At 51.3% G+C, this 18,236-nt stretch carries 7 protein-coding genes; 3 read left to right on the top strand and 4 right to left on the bottom strand.

Translation table 11 applies throughout. The features are described 5' to 3' along the window. Positions 1 to 169 precede the first annotated feature (169 nt). The 3 genes from uvrB (at position 170) to NT002_04705 (ending at position 12,711) form a co-directional block, all read left to right on the top strand. A complete protein-coding gene (uvrB, locus tag NT002_04715) occupies positions 170 to 2,191 on the top strand; it encodes an excinuclease ABC subunit UvrB (GenBank protein MCX6828565.1) in 2,022 nt (673 codons plus the stop codon). A gap of 2 nt (positions 2,192 to 2,193) precedes the next feature. Then, on the top strand, positions 2,194 to 3,093 hold the full coding sequence (locus tag NT002_04710) for a hypothetical protein (protein MCX6828564.1): 900 nt from the start codon (positions 2,194 to 2,196) through the stop codon (positions 3,091 to 3,093). A 738-nt stretch (positions 3,094 to 3,831) separates the two neighbouring features. After that, entirely contained in the window at positions 3,832 to 12,711 is an 8,880-nt protein-coding gene (locus NT002_04705) for a T9SS type A sorting domain-containing protein (protein MCX6828563.1), read from the top strand. A 53-nt stretch (positions 12,712 to 12,764) separates the two neighbouring features. On the opposite strand, the gene NT002_04700 is transcribed toward NT002_04705, so the two are convergent. From NT002_04700 to smc, 4 genes are read right to left on the bottom strand one after another with little or no spacing between them, the layout of a single operon-like run. Further along, on the bottom strand, positions 12,765 to 13,232 hold the full coding sequence (locus tag NT002_04700; GenBank protein ID MCX6828562.1) for a 23S rRNA (pseudouridine(1915)-N(3))-methyltransferase RlmH: 468 nt from the start codon (positions 13,230 to 13,232) through the stop codon (positions 12,765 to 12,767). Continuing rightward, positions 13,232 to 13,618, bottom strand: a complete 387-nt coding sequence (locus tag NT002_04695; protein MCX6828561.1) for a secondary thiamine-phosphate synthase enzyme YjbQ — start codon at positions 13,616 to 13,618, stop codon at positions 13,232 to 13,234. Before NT002_04695 ends, NT002_04700 begins: the two co-directional genes overlap by 1 nt. A gap of 4 nt (positions 13,619 to 13,622) precedes the next feature. Then, on the bottom strand, positions 13,623 to 14,540 hold the full coding sequence (ftsY, locus tag NT002_04690; protein ID MCX6828560.1) for a signal recognition particle-docking protein FtsY: 918 nt from the start codon (positions 14,538 to 14,540) through the stop codon (positions 13,623 to 13,625). A 19-nt stretch (positions 14,541 to 14,559) separates the two neighbouring features. Then, complete coding sequence (gene smc, locus NT002_04685; protein MCX6828559.1) at positions 14,560 to 18,228, bottom strand: chromosome segregation protein SMC; 3,669 nt, start codon at positions 18,226 to 18,228, stop codon at positions 14,560 to 14,562. Positions 18,229 to 18,236: the final 8 nt, after the last annotated feature.

The raw sequence follows: 18,236 nt of genomic DNA, 5'->3' as shown, positions 1-18,236 counted from the left end.
CGCATATTTCTTAAACGTTTCAGCCAGCGGCCAGTTCCATAAAACAAATCCGAACCGATTAGGCTGCCTTATAGTTGTAGAATAAGATTGAAAACCGGGCCGTTTCGGCTATATTGAGTCACTTTGGAAAAGAGAGCTTATGGATAAAGAGGAAACCCGAGCCACCCGAATGCAGAGCCACTATACCGAATCAGCCGGTTTTCGGCTGGTTTCCAGTTATTCACCTCGCGGGGATCAACCGGCGGCTATCGCGGAATTGCTGGATGGACTCAAGAAAGGGGCCAAATATCAGACTCTTCTGGGAGTGACAGGGTCAGGGAAGACCTTTACAGTTGCCAATGTTATTGAAAAGTACAAACGACCGACCCTGGTTATTTCGCATAACAAGACTCTGGCCGCCCAGCTTTATGGCGAATTGAAGGCTTTTTTCCCCCAGAATGCCGTCGAGTTCTTCATCAGCTACTACGATTATTATCAGCCTGAAGCATATCTGCCCACGACCGATACCTATATTGAGAAAGACACCTCCATGAATGAGGATATCGATCGCCTACGGCTGCGCGCGACCGCCTCGCTTCTGGAACGGGAAGATGTTATCATCATTGCCTCGGTTTCCTGCATTTATGGCCTCGGTTCACCCAAAGATTACCGCGACTTGCTGCTTTTCCTCGAAAAAGGCCAGAATCATGATCGTGATACTCTTATTCGCTCGCTGATAGATATTCATTATAGCCGCAATGATATAGATTTTTCCCGGGGGCATTTTCGGGTCAGGGGGGACACCATTGAGTTGATTCCAGCTTATCAGGAGACCGCTTTGCGAATCGAAATGTTCGGAGATGAAATTGACCGCATTTCCGAAATCGACCCCTTGACCGGCGAGATTATCTCGGAAAGGAATAAGGTGGCAATTTATCCGGCCCGGCATTTTGTCACAACCGAACCGAAGCTGGAGCAGGCGATTGAAACAATCCGGGCTGAACTGGAAGAAAGGCTGCAGCAATTTCGGGCCGCAGGGAAACTGCTGGAAGCCCAGCGCCTGGAATCGCGGACAAAGTATGACCTGGAAATGATGAAAGAGATCGGATACTGCAGCGGCATAGAGAATTATTCCCGGTATCTGACCGGGCGGGCGCCAGGGGAACGACCGGCCACTCTGCTCGATTTCTTCCCCGGTGAATTTTTAATAATAATCGATGAATCACACCAGACTGTGCCTCAGTTGCGCGGGATGTACGCCGGGGATCGCTCCCGCAAGGAGGTCCTTGTGGAGCATGGTTTTCGCCTTCCTTCCGCGCTCGACAACCGACCGCTCTTTTTTGACGAGTTCGAATCTACGATTGATAATGTAATCTTTGTCTCGGCGACCCCGGCCGATTATGAACTCGAGAAATCAGGCGGAGTAGTGGTGGAACAGGTTATTCGACCGACAGGCCTCTGCGACCCCAAGATCTCCATTCGTCCTCTGGCCCATCAGGTTGACGACCTTCTGGAGGAGATTCGGCGCCGGGCGGCCGTTCATGAACGAGTGCTGGTGACGACTCTTACCAAGCGAATGGCCGAAGACCTGTCGGAATATTTGAACAAATTGGGGGTACGTGTTCGTTACTTACATAGTGAGATCGATGCCATCGACCGAACCGAGATTATCCGCGGCCTGCGGCTGGCGGAGTTTGACGTGCTGGTAGGAATAAATCTTTTGCGGGAGGGGTTGGATCTTCCGGAGGTGTCGCTGGTGGCGATCCTTGATGCCGACAAAGAAGGATTTCTTCGGTCAGAACGCTCGCTCATTCAGACTTCAGGGCGTGCCGCCCGCAATAAGAACGGAGAAGTCATATTTTACGCCGATAAAATCACCGATTCGATGCGCAAAGCGATCGAGGAAACCGATCGCCGGCGCCAGAAACAACTGGAATATAACAGGAAACATAATATCAACCCGGAAACCATATTCAAAACCAGAGAAGAAATCCTTCAGGCCACACGCTTTGCCGATTCGAAGACGGAGGAGCCGGAGAAGATTGAAAAACCTGATTATTTCGCCGATATGACGGCCGAGGGGAAGATCGCTTTTCTCTTGAAAGCGATGAAGAAAGCGGCCGACAATCTTGAATTTGAAACCGCGGCGGCACTGCGCGATGAAATAAAAAATATCAAAACCGACCTCAAAAAGAAACGTAGCAGAAAGTAGATATGAAGAGAATTCTGGCAGTATTATCGCTTTTGGCCCTGACGGTGCTTTTCCTCGGGTCGGAATGCAAAAAGAAAACATTCGTCACCGACAGCACTTACACCGAGGAAATTACCAGCTTCATACTCGGCGATAATGACGGTAAGGAATTGTTTAAGCCGGTCAGTTTGACCGAGGAATCATTCTTTCTCGACAGCACATCCCTGAGATATTATTATCGGTTCGATTCCTCGACACGAAAGATTTCGGTCATCATTGCCGACAGCCCCAAAGCAATCTATCCATACAGTAGTGTGTATGATGCTCTCGCGCGCGTTCAAGATGTCCTTTACGGCCATATGTACCGTATTACCGGCGATGATACGGTGCACGCCTATAAGGTGATCGACAGCCTCAATAGGTTCGCCTATTTTCTGAAATTATACAGTGACAATTATAATTATCGCGGCTGGCGGTTCTGGGGTTTCATCGGGGGAGTCTTTCAACCTTATCTCAACCCCGGCGTCCGTGTAATCAATGACCTTTACGGTAAAAAAATATCGGCTGTGCCTCCGCCCAAGGAACCGCCGAGCCCCTTGAGTTCCTATCCCAACGACGCCTTCTATTTTCGGGAAGACAGTATCGCCAAATTTCCTCTGGGCGATTCGCTGACACTCCTCAGCTCCATAAGGGACCTGTTATTCGTGGAACAGGGGGATTCGATAATTGGTCCGCTGAATACCGTTCCTTACAACTCCCAGCATCGAACCGGCTGGAGAATCCCAGCGGCCTCAAACAAATTTTACCATTTGATCCTTTTTGATCTTCCCGGTCGATTCAGTGTCAGAATTGTTAATCATGTTCCGGAATCGACCCTGATTAAGACAAACGACTATTTCATTCCTTATAAAGTTGATATTTAGCTTGCGGCATACTCCGCTTTTATCCCCGGCAGCCTGCCTGTGCCTGGCATTTGCCCGTTTGGCCCAGGGATTCGTCTTCAATCAAGAGCAGGCTCCCTTCAAGAATTTGACGCAAATATCTGCATATAAGCTGAAGTCAGGGTTCTTCAATCTAGTCACCTGATTGGCCGGATTTCGGGACTATTCCACAAAGCATCTGGAGAGTAGAGCAGAATTGGGCCGGGCAACTTTCTGCCATGAATAGTCTTAACTTCAGTCATAATCATGTAAAGCTTATGCTTTTGAACGAAAATTGGACATAACTTTGAACCTATATGGGGATCCAGATAACTGACAATTAAAGGGCAAGGAAATTGCAGAATGGGGAATGGAATTATGCCGCAAACCATAACAAGAAGGACGAAAATGCCTCTTTTTCCAGGCTCTCAAGCCCCGTTCGGATCCAGAACTCACTGTTTCATATAAGGATGTGGATAACTGATTAAGAGCTTGATTTAAGAGGGGTTTGCTGTAGAACTGTAAACTAGAAATGACTTGACATAATGAAGCAGAAAGATATATTACTATTGGTTTTGTTTGCAGTACTACTTTTTACTACATTTTGTCGGTTACATCGCTCAAGAGCATACTTGAGCGCGAGAAAAGAAGATGCTTACCCAACGGGGTAGATCCTGCCTTAGGTTACTTCACCGCCAATAGTACCTATTAAGCGCAGATTATTGTAATTTTGGAGGAAAGATGATTAGATTGAAACTGCTTGTGACGGTGGCGGTTTCATTGTTTGTTTTAAGTGCCGCTTTACCCTCTTCTCTGGCTCATGGAGGTTCGCTCTCACCTGGTCTATCCCTTGGCGTGACGGGGACCCCGGGCGAGTTTAAGTCCGAAGGCTCAATTTCGCCGAGTTCGCCAGCCGGGACTGAAGTCTCGATGGCAATGTGGCCCCCCAAATTCTTCAACTTCGCTCTTTATGATACTCTTTATATCTGCCCCGGCGAAACCATCTACGATACCATTGTGGCCACCAGTACTGTTGCCGGGAAAATCATCACAATAACCAAGATCTCGGGACCGGGCGATTTCTCCTCTGTACCTTCGACTTCACCGGCCTATGGATATTACAGTTACACTCCCGATTCCAGTGGAAGCTTTCAGGTCGTCTATGAGGCCAAAGATAACGGTGGCCTGACTGCCAGGGCCACAAAAACCTATGTTATCTTTATCAATGGCGCCCCTGCCATCGCCACTGGCGATAGTTCTCTTTATTCCTGTTATCCGGGTGAAATCTATACTTATAAGGTTGAAGCGAACGACCCTGAAAATGATCCTCTCATGTTTCGTCTTCTGACCCCTTTCGGCTCTATTGATGCCCCGACCGGGGTTATATCTTTTTCCGCGGATACTACGGGCAAATATTGTTTCGGGATTGAGGTTTCCGATACCTGCGGCACCGACATGGCAAATATCTGCCTGACCGTCGCGGTCAACGCTCTTCCGGAAATCAATGGCTTTATCAAGAAGTATACCCTCTGCGCGTTAGATACCATATGTTTTTCCATTATTGCCAATGATCCCGACCCGGGCGATTCGCTGGTCATTACTCAGCTTGAAGGCCCGGGCGTTTTCGATATGGTCGATCATGTCTCTGGGCGCACTTGTTTTCTGCCCGTCGATGTGGACTCGGCCGACTATATTTTTATCTATGGTGTGACCGATAATTGCCTGCGCGGGGAACACGCCAGAGCCGCCACGCCCCCGTTCCCGCTCGACACCGTGATTATCACGGTCATTGTCGGCCCGACCCTGAAGCTGGATTGTCCCGGCGATACCGCTCTTTTTATTTGCCGGCCGGATACTATCTGTATCCCGATGGGGAATATTCCGGATAGTGCCGTGGTGACAGTTTCACCCCCTTCGGCCTGGTATAATTCGGGAACGAAAAGTCTCTGTTTCTTTACCGATTGCTCGGTGGAGAAGAATTTGAAAATTAAGGCGTCGACCATATGCGGTACGGACAGCTGTCAGTTCACGGTCCGTGTGACCTTGAACTCCGCCCCGTTGGTCATTTTGCCGCCGGATACGTCCCTCTATATTTGCCAATCTCAGGATATCTGTCTCCCCGTCGGCATTTCCGACGCCAATGGAAATATTACCGGAATTACCGTTCTTCCGTGGGGACATTATGATTCGAAGACCGGCAAAATCTGTTTCATGCCCCCTTCAGCCGGCGATCATAAGATAATTGTCAGAGCGGTCGATGCCTGCGGTGCGGTTGGAATCGATTCTCTGAACCTCCATGTCACTATGAACAGGCCGCCCGTGGTGGAATCGGCGCCGGACTTTGCAGTCCACCAGTGTGCCCCGGCCGAAATCTGCTTCCCGGTCAATATTTCCGATCCTAATAATCCAATCAAATCGGTGACCGTATTGCCTTACGGGACTTATAATCCGCAGACCGGCAATGTTTGTTTTATGCCCGGCCAGAGCGGAATACATTCAATCGTGATTGCGGCGGTCGATTCCTGCGGCGCCGTGGCCAGCGACACCACAAATGTGAATGTCATCCTCAATTCGGCGCCGGTGATTAAATCAATATCGGATAGCACCGTCTTTCTCTGCCGCCCCGAAACGATTTGCTTCCCCCTTACGATTAGCGATGCTGATGACAATGTTGTCTCGATCACCGTCGACGGCGGGGCGACCTACTCAAATGGATATGTCTGTTTTGACCCGATTCAATCTGGATTTTATCGTATAGTCGCCAGAGTTGCCGATTCATGCGGTTTTGTCAGTGTCGACACGACCGTTATAGATGTGATAATAAATTTTCCGCCCATTGTCTCTTCAGCGGAAGATTATTCCATTACCCAATGCACCGATGATCCAATCTGCTTTGATGTTTCTATCAATGATATCGATGGAAATCTGCAGACGGTTTCTTCCAATCGGGGCGTCTATGATCCGATAATGCATCGGGTATGTTTCACACCGAACGGACCCGGCATATACCAAATTATTATCACGGCATCGGATTCATGTTACGCCTCAGGCGTTGATACGACAACGGTGACTGTCACCAGCGGACCGGCGCCGATAATAACCTGTCCGGCCGATACGATCAGAATCGAAGACTGCGCCCGAGTAGACTCGCTTTGCATCGACTTAGCCATCTCGGGAGCGGATACGGTAATGGCCGAGAACGCCGTCTGGAATAAGGGCCGGCTCTGTTTTGCCGTCCCCCAGAATCCGGGCATTCATAATTTTGGTCTGAAAGTCATTGCCGCCAACACCTGCGGGCGGGATACCTGTATCGTTCCGGTACATCTGGAATTGATCGATCAGCCATTTATTGTTGTTCCCGACACCGTTAAAGCTACTGTCTGCCGGGGCGACACGGTCTGCGCCGCGCTTGATATCAGCGGCGCTGACTCCGTCACAATCAGTGACGGTGAGCTTTTCCCTGACGGCCACTTATGCATTGCCGCTGCCGAGAGCGGCTTAAAGACTGTAATCGTAACCGCATATAACAGCTGCGGCAGAAATGAATTCAATGTTGTTTTCGATATAGCTCTTAAACCGACGCCTGTGATTAGCTGCCCGCCGGAACCGATTGCCATATCGATCTGCCGTCCGGGGCCGGTCTGTATCGACCTGCCGATTGCCAATTATACGGAAGTCAGCGCTGACGGCGCGACCTGGTCTGATGGGAAGCTCTGCTTCAATGCATCCGGGGCCGGTCAGTATATCCTTAATGTAAGAGCTGACAATGAATGCGGCACCGATAGATGCCAGGTGACGGTCAATGTCACTGAGGTTGGTCTGCCGCAAATCTCCTGTCCGGAAGGTCCGGTCGATGTTACCTTCTGCGAGCCAAAGACAATTTGCATCGATGTTCCCATAAGCAATTATGATAGTATTACCGTCGACGGCGGCAGCTGGTCGAACGGCCAGCTATGTGTCGAAGTCGCGACGACAGGACAATTGGTATATACTATTATAGCGGCCAATCGTTGCGGCGCCGATACCTGCCAGGTGCAGGTAAACGCCACCCGCATTCTTGCCCCTGAAATAACCTGTCCCATTGAACCCTTTGATATTTCCCTCTGCCGTCTGGATACGGTCTGCGTCGACTTGCCGATAGCAAATGCGCGCAGCGTGGACGCGGGTAATGCCATTTGGAAAGATGGCAGGCTGTGCTTCCTGCCGGAGGCACCGGGTAATCAGAAGATTACGGTGGTGGCGTCCAACGAGTGCGGCACCGACTCTTGCATTGTAGAAGTGATTGTAACGGTTGACCCGTCAGCGCAATTGAGCTGCCCTGCGGACACGATTATCACACTCTGTAAACCAGAGACAATTTGCCGCCCGGTGGGTGTTATCCCGCCAAATGCCGCGGTAACCGTCTCACCGATTGGAACATATAGCAATGGCACGGTTTGTTTCGCGCCGGATACGGCCGGTGTTTATGAAATATCAGTTCGCGCGCAATTGCCGTGCGGCGCCGACTCCTGCCGATTCAAAGTCAGAGTCCTCTACGACCATGCGCCTATTATTGTCAGAAAAGATACGGTCATAGCTGCCTGTGAACCGCATCGCCAGTTCACATATAATGTTAGCGCCTCCGATTTCGAAAATGATCCCATTACCTTCGGCCTTATTTCAACTCCGGGCAGTATTGATCCTACCAGCGGCCTGATTACTTTCATGGCCGATACTGCGGGAACCTTCTGTTTCCGGGTCACCGCTTCCGATTATTGTCGGGCCGATACCGCGACAGTCTGTGTTCGTGTCAGTTTGAATGCTCCGCCTGTGGTGCTCACCGGTCCGGATACGACCCTTGCCGAGTGTCTGGCTCAGGAAGTCTGTATCCCTGTCTCTATTACCGATGTTGACGGGAATCTGATGACAGTAGTGAGCAATCTCGGTTCTTATTCCGATGGCCGGGTCTGCTTCATGCCCCCGTCAGCCGGAGTTTATCATATTATTGTGGAGGCGGTCGATTCTTGCGGCACGCGTGATGCCGATACGACCATTGTCACGATTCAGCCGGCTCAGCCGGTTGAACTGATCTGTCCGAAGGACACTTCACTATTAATTTGTGAACCGGATACGATTTGCATGTCGATCGGAGGTATTCCGGAAGGGGCATCGGTGACGGTCACGCCGGCCTCGGCCTGGTACGACCGTGCCAACGGTACGATATGTTTCTATACCAATTGCTCGGTAATCAAGAACCTCAAAGTGGTGGTTGCGACCAACTGTGCCAAGGATAGCTGTGTCTTTAAAGCCAATGTGACCTTGAACAGCCGGCCGCTGGTTCTGTTGCCGCCCGATACCACTATGTTCCTCTGTGAGCTCGGCTCTGTTTGTGTCCCGGCCGGGATTTCGGATGTAGATGATAATATCGTCAGCCTGGTTATGACTCCGGGCGCCTACTTCAATTCGGTGACCGGTAAGATCTGCTTTGCTCCGACCGGTGAGGGGGACTATAACCTGGCCATAAGGGCCATAGATGCCTGCGGTGCTTATGGAACCGACTCCATGAAAGTCCGCGTTGTACTTAATCGCCCGCCGGTGCTGGCATCGCCTGATGAAATCAAGGCCCCGCAGTGCCGCCCTTCCGAAATCTGTTTCCCGATTACGGTGTCCGACCCTGATAACGGACTCAGAATGGTGACAGTTTCGCCGAGTGGTCGCTATGATCCAAAATATAAAACGGTATGTTTCACTCCGTCTGCGGCCGGTAGTTTCCGGTTGATAATCACCGCGACCGATAATTGCGGACAGAGAGCGGTTGATACGACCATGGTTCGTGTCACCCTCAATACCCCGCCGGCAGTGATTTCCGCGCCTGATAGCACGGCTCTTCTTTGCGGACCGGGGCTGGTCTATTACCGGGTATGGATTTCCGATCCTGACAGCAATCTCGCGCAGGTGACAGTCAGCGGTGGCGCCATATACTCCAACGGACAGGTTGCATTCAATGCTTCGGCAGTCGGCACTTACTCGTTTGTAACAACTGCAACTGATTCATGCGGTGCCGTCTCGGCCGATACTACAAAAATAACGGTAATAATGAACCGACCGCCGGTGGTAACCCTGCCGCGCGATTCTTCCATAACGGTATGCGCTCTTGGATCCATATGCATTCCAGTCACTGTGACCGATCCGGATAATAACATTAAGACGATTCAAACGAATCTTGGCGCTTACGACAGTCAGACCAAGAAGGTTTGTTTCACGCCCTCCGGTGCAGGAATATATCAGATGATTGTCACCGCCACCGACAACTGCAACTTGATTGCCTCCGACACGATGAACGTTACGATCCGGTTAGGGGAGAGAGCCGACATTCTCTGTCCCACCAGCCCGATTGAGAAATTCCTTTGCCAGCCTGGCCAGGTTTGCTACGACCTTACCATCACTCCGACCAATGCCGTGGTAACAGCATCATATGGCACCTATTCGGACGGAAAGCTCTGTTTCCGGGCTGATATATCAGGAATATATGACATAAGAGTTATTGCCTCATCCGAATGCGGCGCCGATACCTGTAATCTTTCCTTCAATGTCGCCATCGGTCAGACCGCCCAGGTAACCTGTCCGGCTGATACATCCATATTTCTCTGCTCTGCGGATTCGATCTTCCGACCGGTGACGGTGAGCCCGGCCTCCGCCGTGGTGACGGTACTTCCGGCCGGCGTATACCGCAACGGAGTTGTCGGCTTCCGCGCCGACACCACCGGCAATTACCTGTTGACGTTGATTGCCCGTACCGACTGTGGTGCCGATACTTGCCAGTTCAGAGTTCATGTGACCATAAATGGCGACCCCAAGGTCAGGGCCGGCAACGATACCACCTATTTCCAGTGCGTCTTCAGTCAGATCTGCCGCCCCGTGACCATATCCGACCCGGACAATAATATTCAATCGGTGACAGTCAAGCCGAACGGCACATATAATAGCGAGAAGAAGGAAATCTGTTTCACTCCGACAGGTATAGGCAATTATTGCCTGATCGTTACGGCGCAGGATAATTGCGGCAAGACCGGCGTTGACACGGTATGCATTTCGGTTACCAGTGGTCCTTCAGCCCAGATTCAGTGTGCTACCTCTCCCTACAGCCGCAGCCGCTGCACTCCCGGTCAGGTTTGCGTCCCGCTTAGCGTGACTCCTTCGACGGCGCAGGTGACTGTCTCCTATGGTGCATATGCTAATGGTCAAATCTGCTTCCAGGCGGATACGGCCGGCACTTATCATATCCGGGCGATCGCCTCCGCCATCTGCGGTGCGGACACTTGCGATATAACAGTTAACGTCAGCTTCGATGAAGCCGCCAACATTATCTGCCCCGATTTGCCGACTTCCGTTTCGCTGTGCCGCCCTGACTCGGTACGCATTCCTCTGCCGATAACGCCCGCGACTGCCAATGTTACCATTCTTCCGAGAGGGCGCTATAATTTCTCCACTCATCTGTTATCTTTCTTTGCCGATACGGCCGGTACATATCGCCTGATAGTTATCGCTTCTGCTCCATGCGGCGCCGATACCTGTATTGTTCGGGCTATTGTCTCCATGGAAACACCTCCGCAGGTCACCTGCCCGGGTGATATTGATACTACCGTCTGTGTCGCCGAAACCTCAGAAATATGTTTCCCTGTTAACGTCGTTGGCTCGGGCGCGATCGTCAGTGTGTTGCCGTCCGGACATTACAGCGGCGGCATGGCCTGTATACCGATCACGGCTGCGGGCACTTATCCAGTAACTGTTATAGCTTCCACCCTCTGCGGCGCCGATACCTGCAAGTTAAATATTACCGTCCGCGATAACCGGCCCCCGGCGCTTACAGTTCCGGCCGATCAGGAAGTTCCGGGATGCAATGACGAATTGAAGGAAATCTGCATTGATGGTATTTTTGCCACCGACCCCGATGGCGATCCGGTGACCATAACCAAAACTTGCGGACTTGGATCCTTCACGGCGATCCGTGCCGACAGCGGGAAACTCTGCTTCACGCCGTTGCGGGTCGATACAACTTATCAATTCTGTTTCGAAGCTAATGACGGATGCCGAACCATCACCAAATCAATGAATGTGAGCGTCTTTCAATCGCCCCTGTGCGGCGTCTGTATCGATATTGCCATCAAGACCGACTCGTGTGTTGTGGTGGGTTCCATTGTGCCGGTGAATCTTGAAATTACCACCAATGATCCCATCGGCGGCTTTGATCTGCTGATCAGTTATGATGCATCAGTGATGCAGTTCTTCACGGCTTCCAAGGGATTTTCGATAGACGGCTGGGAGTATTTCACTTATCGCCTGGGAAATGAAGGTGATTGCGGGTCAGGCTGCCCCTCCGGTTTATTGCGGCTGGTCGGCATTGCCGATGTCAACAATGGGCCGTTCCATCCGCCTCAGGACCAGTTGGCTCCCCACGGCGTCCTGGCACGACTCAATTTTAAGGTTGCCAATGACCAGAATCTGGGCGGCCAGTTCCTTCCCCTGAATTTCTACTGGGTCGACTGCGGCGACAATGCCTTCAGTGACCCGAGCGGTAATTCTCTTTACCTGGATTCCCGGATATATAATAGTTCCGGCGACATCTTATGGGATGAGTTTAATGAAGCTCTTTATCCGGAAAACCATCGTATCAACGGTCTGGGTGCGCCTGATTCATGTCTCAAGGGAGGCAAGACCATCCCTATTCGCTGTATCTACTTCCATAACGGTGGTATCTGCGTCACGCATCCCGATTCTATAGATGCGCGCGGGGATCTCAACCTCAATAATGTTGCGTATGAAATTGGTGATGCGGTTGTTTTCACCAACTACTTCCTGTATGGCCTGAGAGCTTTCACAGTCTCGGTGAACGGCCAGACGGCTGCTTCCGACGTCAATGCCGACGGTATGGTTCTGACTGTCGCCGACCTGGTATATCTTATCCGTGTGATCACCGGCGATGCCTCACCGATACCCAAGCTCTCGCCCGAAGCCGCCGCCATTGACTTGTTCACACGAAATAACGGCAGCAAGCTGAGTATATCGATGCATAACGGCAATCCTGTCGGCGCCGGGCTTCTGGTCTTCAAATATAGCGGTCTTACCCCGAGCGCCGTGGAGCTTGGCTGGGCAGCAGGGGAGATGGATCTGAAATATGTCATTAATGATTCCGAAATAAGAGTTCTGCTCTATAGCTATGATACCGGAGATAAGATTGACCCCGGTGACGGCGAATTGTTGAACATCAGATACAACGGCACCGGTAATATCAAGCTGGTCGAGACATCTTTCGCCGGCTATTACGGTGAGAATCTGGTGACCAGATTGGTTGGCGATCCGGTACCCAAAGCTTTCGTTTTGTCTCAGAATTACCCCAATCCGTTCAACCCGACAACGTCGATTGACATGACCATACCTGTCGCCTGCCGGTGGCAGATGACGATCTTCAATGTCAACGGACGGGTTGTGAAACAGATGAGCGGTAATGCGGCTGCGGGTACGATGACTATTATCTGGGATGGCAAGAATGATGACGGCCAGCCGGTGACATCGGGAGTTTACTTCTACAAGATTAAAGCCGGTGATTTTTGCGCTACGAAGAAAATGACCCTGCTTAAATAAAAGGTAGTACTCTTTCCTTCAAAACGAGCCGGCCTCCCTCAGGCCGGCTCGTCCTATTTGTGGTACTTTCCGCCGGAAAGAATCGAATAGGCGCGAAAAAGCTGCTCAAGCAATATCGGGCGAACCAATTGATGTGAAAAAGTCATGGGGGATAGCGAAAGTGTCGCGCGGCACTTCTCTATGACAGAGCTGTCCAGACCATAAATTCCGCCGATGACGAATTCGCTGTTGCCGCTTCTCATCATTATTTTGGACAGAAAACGCGCGAATTCATCGGAACTGAGAGCCTTCCCTCGATCCGAAAGGGCAATAGAATAGTCTGAGTGTAGTTTCTTTTCAATGGCGGCCGCTTCGGCCCGCCGCAGTTCCTGCACATTGAAATTCTTTGCCCCTTTTATGTCCGGTATATAAATAATATTTACTTTGGCAAATTTCTTAAGTAAGGTGATATAATGTGTAACTGCCTCATCGACCCAGCGGTCTTTGTTCTTGCCCAGGGCGAGTATATCGATTCGGAACATCAGCCGGCCACAGATTTCAAATATATCTTCCTGGTACGCGGACCGTCGAATTCACAGAAATAGATACCCTGCCAGGCGCCCAGCAGGAGTTTTTTGTTGGATACAATCACTTGCAGCGACGGACCGACCAGAGAGGATTTTATGTGGGCATCGGAATTCCCCTCCCCATGCCGATAGCCATCCGACGGAGGAAACTCCTTATTCAATTTATAAAGGATATCACGCTTGACATCCGGATCGGCGTTTTCACTGATAGTTACGGCAGCGGTAGTGTGTGGAACAAAGATCAAGACAGTGCCGTCAACAAGATTGCTTTTATTCACAAAAGCCTCAAGTAAGGCGGTGATATCAATCAGTTCTTCGCGGCAGTGGGATACAATTTGCATCTCTTCAGCTTTCAAAAAGCGCCTCCACAAATTCCCGGGAATCGAACGGCTGCAGGTCATCGATAGATTCGCCGATGCCGACAAAATCAACCGGGACATTCAACTCCTCGGCAATGGCCACGACGATGCCGCCGCGGGCGGTACCGTCCAACTTGGTAAGAATAATACCATCACAGCCGACCGCATCGGCAAAAACCTTTACCTGCGACAGAGCATTTTGCCCCGTGGTTCCATCGATGATCAGCTTGGCCTGAATCTGCTGTGCAGGGACAATCTTCTCCACCACCCGGCGTATTTTCTTGAGTTCTTCCATGAGGTTGGCCTTGGTGTGCAGCCTGCCGGCGGTGTCAATCAACAGATAATCGGCCTTGCGGGTTATGGCGGCCGTGGCGGCATCAAAGGCAATGGAGGCCGGATCCGCCCCAGATTGAGCCCTGATAAAACTCACGCCCGACCTTTCCGCCCAGATCGCCAGTTGTTCCACGGCGGCCGCCCGGAACGTATCGCAGGCGGCAATCATAACGACCTTCCCCTCTTTCTTAAAATGGTGGGCCAATTTCCCGATGGTCGTTGTCTTTCCGGTACCGTTTACGCCGGTTATCAGCCAGACCTGCGGCCAAACATCGCTGTTGGAGTCGGGCGCTTTGACTTTCCTGTCCATTATTTCCGCAATGCTGTTCTTGAGAAGCGTGAATACAGCCTCACTTTCGGTGATTTTGGCGCTTTGCGCTTCCTGGCGGAGATTTTCAATTATCCTGTCGGTTGCCGCCACGCCGATATCGGCTTTGAGAAGAATCTCTTCGATTTCATCAAGGAGCTGGTCATCAATCTTACGTCCGGAGATCACCTGTCCAATACGACCCAGCAGGGAATCCCGCGTTTTTGCCAGCGATTCCTTTAGCTTCTTAAATCCGGAAAACATGGAAGCAGAACCTGGTCAATCAAGCCCCGGGATCATCCGATATTTCATTTCCGGAATCGGAGAACACTCTTGTTCGTGCATTATCGGCATGATGTGCGACAGGAGTGTAATCGGCCTCGGCGATGGAGGTGTTGATAAGGCTTTCATCGGCTTCTTCATTGAAGCGGACCGAGACGACTCGGGAAATCCCCGGCTGCTCCATTGTAACGCCATATAAAACATCAGCCGCTTCCATGGTTATCTTATTATGCGTGATGATAATAAACTGAGTCTGATCGGAGAAGGCTTTAATCATCCGCAAGAAGCGATGGATGTTGGCATCGTCCAGCGGGGCATCGATTTCATCCAGGATACAGAAGGGGGATGGTTTAACCAGATAGATGGCAAAAAGCAGGGAAATGGCCGTAAGGGCTCTTTCGCCGCCGGACATCTGCGCGATTGATAATAGCTTCTTGCCTCGCGGGCGGGCGATAATTTCAATGGGCGATTCAAGGGGATCGGCTTCATCGAGCAGGCGGATATCAGCATCACCCCCGGTGAACAATTCCTCGAAGACCTTTTTGAAATTCTCGCGCACGCGGGCAAAAGTCTCCAGGAAAAGATTCTTGGCCGTGACATTGATTTTTGTAATCGTCGATTGCAGTGTCGATTTGGCATTAAGAAGGTCGTTCATCTGGGCGCTGAGAAATTCCTGCCGCTCTTTCGAAGTAAGGTACTCTTCCAGCGCCAGGAGATTGACCCCGCCGAAATTCTTCATCAAATCCTTCAATTCATGCAGACGCTCCAGGCGTTTTTCTTCGGGAAGTCTGCTGTCGGGAGGCTCGGCCGTGATCGCTTCCAGTTCAAGGTCGTAATCATTGCGGATTTTCTCGGTGATATTCCTGACCTCGGCCTCAATTGCGGTCATTCTCAATTCGGCCGCATGCAGTTCCTCCAGGGCTTCCTCACGGGTCTGGCGCTGTTGTTTGATTTCCTTTTCGCGCGTGACCAGACTTTCCTGAAGGCCACTATATGTATTGCGGATACCGTTCTGCTTGTCCGCCAGAACCGCGCGGGCGTCAAACAACTGCTTCAATTCCTTCTCCAATCCGGCAATCCTGTCCAGCGAGCCGGCGATTTCCTGCTCGGCGGAAACAATTTCCTGCGACTTGGCGGTTGCATTCTGATCAATCTCAGCGATCAACTCGCCGGTATGGCGAATCTGACTTTCCAGCTGCTGCTTTTTGCTCCTTAATTCAATCTGACGGATCTGCACGGACGATAGTCGGTTCTGGGCCTCTTCCGAATCCCGCTCCAGTTGCCCAATAACCATCTCGTGCTCCTGCAACCGGCCGACCAGCGTTTCCTTTTCGCGGGCAAGCTGGTCATAATTAAGGGAAAGATCGTATTGGCGGCTCTTAAGGAGTTCCAGCTTATCCGAAAAAGCCTTTTTTTCTTTTTCCAGCCGGCGCATCTCGGTTTCAACCGTCTGCATTTCGTACCGGGTTGAAGTCAATTCCGTGTGCACCCGGTCGGATTCTTCCTTAAGATTATCCAGTTGTGAGAGTATGCCGTGCAATTCGGCCTGCTTTGAACCAAGCTCGGAAGTAATCTGATTCCTCGCGGTTTTGATCTCGGCGATTTTGCCGTTGAGTTCCTGGAGAATTCTATCCTGCTCGGCAATTTTTTCTTTTCGTCCGAAAAGGGACAACCCTTCATTTGAACCGCCCGAAACAATGGCTCTATTCTCAAAAAGCTTTCCGTCGGTCGTAACGGCCGCGAAATACATCGGGAGGGCATCCAGAATGCATTTATTATTCTCCGGCTTTATGACGGCTATGCGCGATAGAAGCAGGTGCGCCAGAGGTTTCAGTTCTTCTGAAACGGTGACATATTGATCGCCCCAGCCGAGAAAGCTCTCGCCGTTCAGTTCCGGTCGGGTGACCCCCGTATTGAAACCAGCTTCGTTCAGTATAATCAATCCCGCCTTACCCTTCTTCTCCTGGCGCAGGAAACTGATTACACCATCAGCGGTCTCCCGATCCCTGGAAATCATGAACTCGGCTGTTTCGCCGAGAGCAGCCTCAATGGCATCCTCAAAACCTCCGTGCGGCGTCAAATGCTCGGCCACGGTACCGATCAGACCGGGCCACCGTTCCCTATTTTCGAAAGTGGTGACGACTCCGGCGCTGTATCCCTCGTAATGAGTGATCATCTCGCTAAGAAGATGCCTGCGGGCCTCGGCCGCCTCGAGTGATGCTGTCAGGTCAAAAATCTCGCCCGAGAGTTCCTCAAGCCGGGCATCAAAACCGCGAATTTCCGATTCCCATGTATTCTGCTGATTCTGGAGGCCGCTTATCTGCGCGGCAATCGTGACGCCCGAGCTTTCAAGTTCGGCCAGACGCGCGGCAATCTTATCGCGATTATTGCCCGCTTCAGAATGCAATTTGATCAACTCAATCAGAGAAGTGTTGATGTCGGATTCCTGCTCTTTGAGATTGCTGTCATCGCTTTTCCCTGCGGAAAGGCGCCCCTCCAGAGCCATGAGTTCCTTGCTCAACTCATCGCGGGCCCGGCGGGCGGCAAGAACTTTCTCATCGGCCTCATTCAGATTCTGTTCGGAATGGGCAACCTCCTCCACGTGGGCGCCCGACTCCGATTCGACCTTTTCAAGTTCCCGGCGGGTCTCCTCAATCTGCTCGGCCAATATTTCTTTGCGTTTCTGAAAGGCCTGAATATCGAATGTATTCCGCTCCTGCAGTTGACGGGCGTTCTCCCTTTTTTCACGCAAAATCGATATTTCCTTTTCGAGCGCATGAGCCGCTTCCGATTTCTCATAGACCAGATTCGATATCGCCGTTAACTCGCGGTCAAGGTCGGTCAATTCCTTGCGCTGCTCTTCCTGTTGAGCCGAAAGGGTGTCAATAGCGGCATCACATGCGACTCTGGCATCAAGCAGGGAATCTCTGCGGGTCAATATGGCTCGGCGTTCATTCTGGAGCGTATCGGAGGCGTTCTTGCCAAGGAAAATCTCCCAGCCCTTCAATTCCTCGGCCATTTTCTGATACCGTTCCGCCTTCTTCATTTGGCGATTGAGCGAATTCACCTGTACCGTGACCTCCGCCACGATATCTTTCAGGCGCAGCAAATCCTGTTCGGTCGCTTCCAGTTTGCGAATAGCGGCCTTTTTGCGATTTTTGTATTTGGAAATGCCGGCCGCCTCCTCAAAAAGAAAGCGGCGGTCGTCTGTCCGGTCGGAAAGGATGGCGTCAATCATGTCCTGCTGAATGACCGAATAAACATGCGCCCCGATGCCGGTATCCATCAGAAGGTCAGCAATGTCTTTCAGCCGGCAGGGAATTTTATTGAGGAGATATTCCGCCTCCCCGGAGCGAAACAGCCGTCGCGTTATCTGCACTTCGCTGTATTCGGTGGGCAGAATGCCTTTGCTGTTTTGTATCACCAATGTGACCTCGGCCATTCCGAGAGGCTTGATATCGCGCGTGCCGTTGAAAATTATCTCTTCCATTTTTGTGCCGCGCAACAGAGACACTTTTTGCTCTCCAAGAACCCAGCGGATGGAATCAAGAATATTGGTTTTGCCGCATCCGTTTGGTCCCACGACGCCGATTACTCCGCCGGTCAGTTTTATGACGGTTTTATCCGGAAATGATTTAAATCCCAGAAGTTCCAATCTCTTAAGGTACACGATTCCTC

This window comes from Candidatus Zixiibacteriota bacterium (assembly GCA_026397505.1).
In the GTDB taxonomy this organism is placed as follows: domain Bacteria; phylum Zixibacteria; class MSB-5A5; order GN15; family PGXB01; genus JAPLUR01.
The sequence above is the reverse complement of the archived record's forward strand: the minus strand, read 5'-3'. Positions and strand labels throughout refer to the sequence as shown.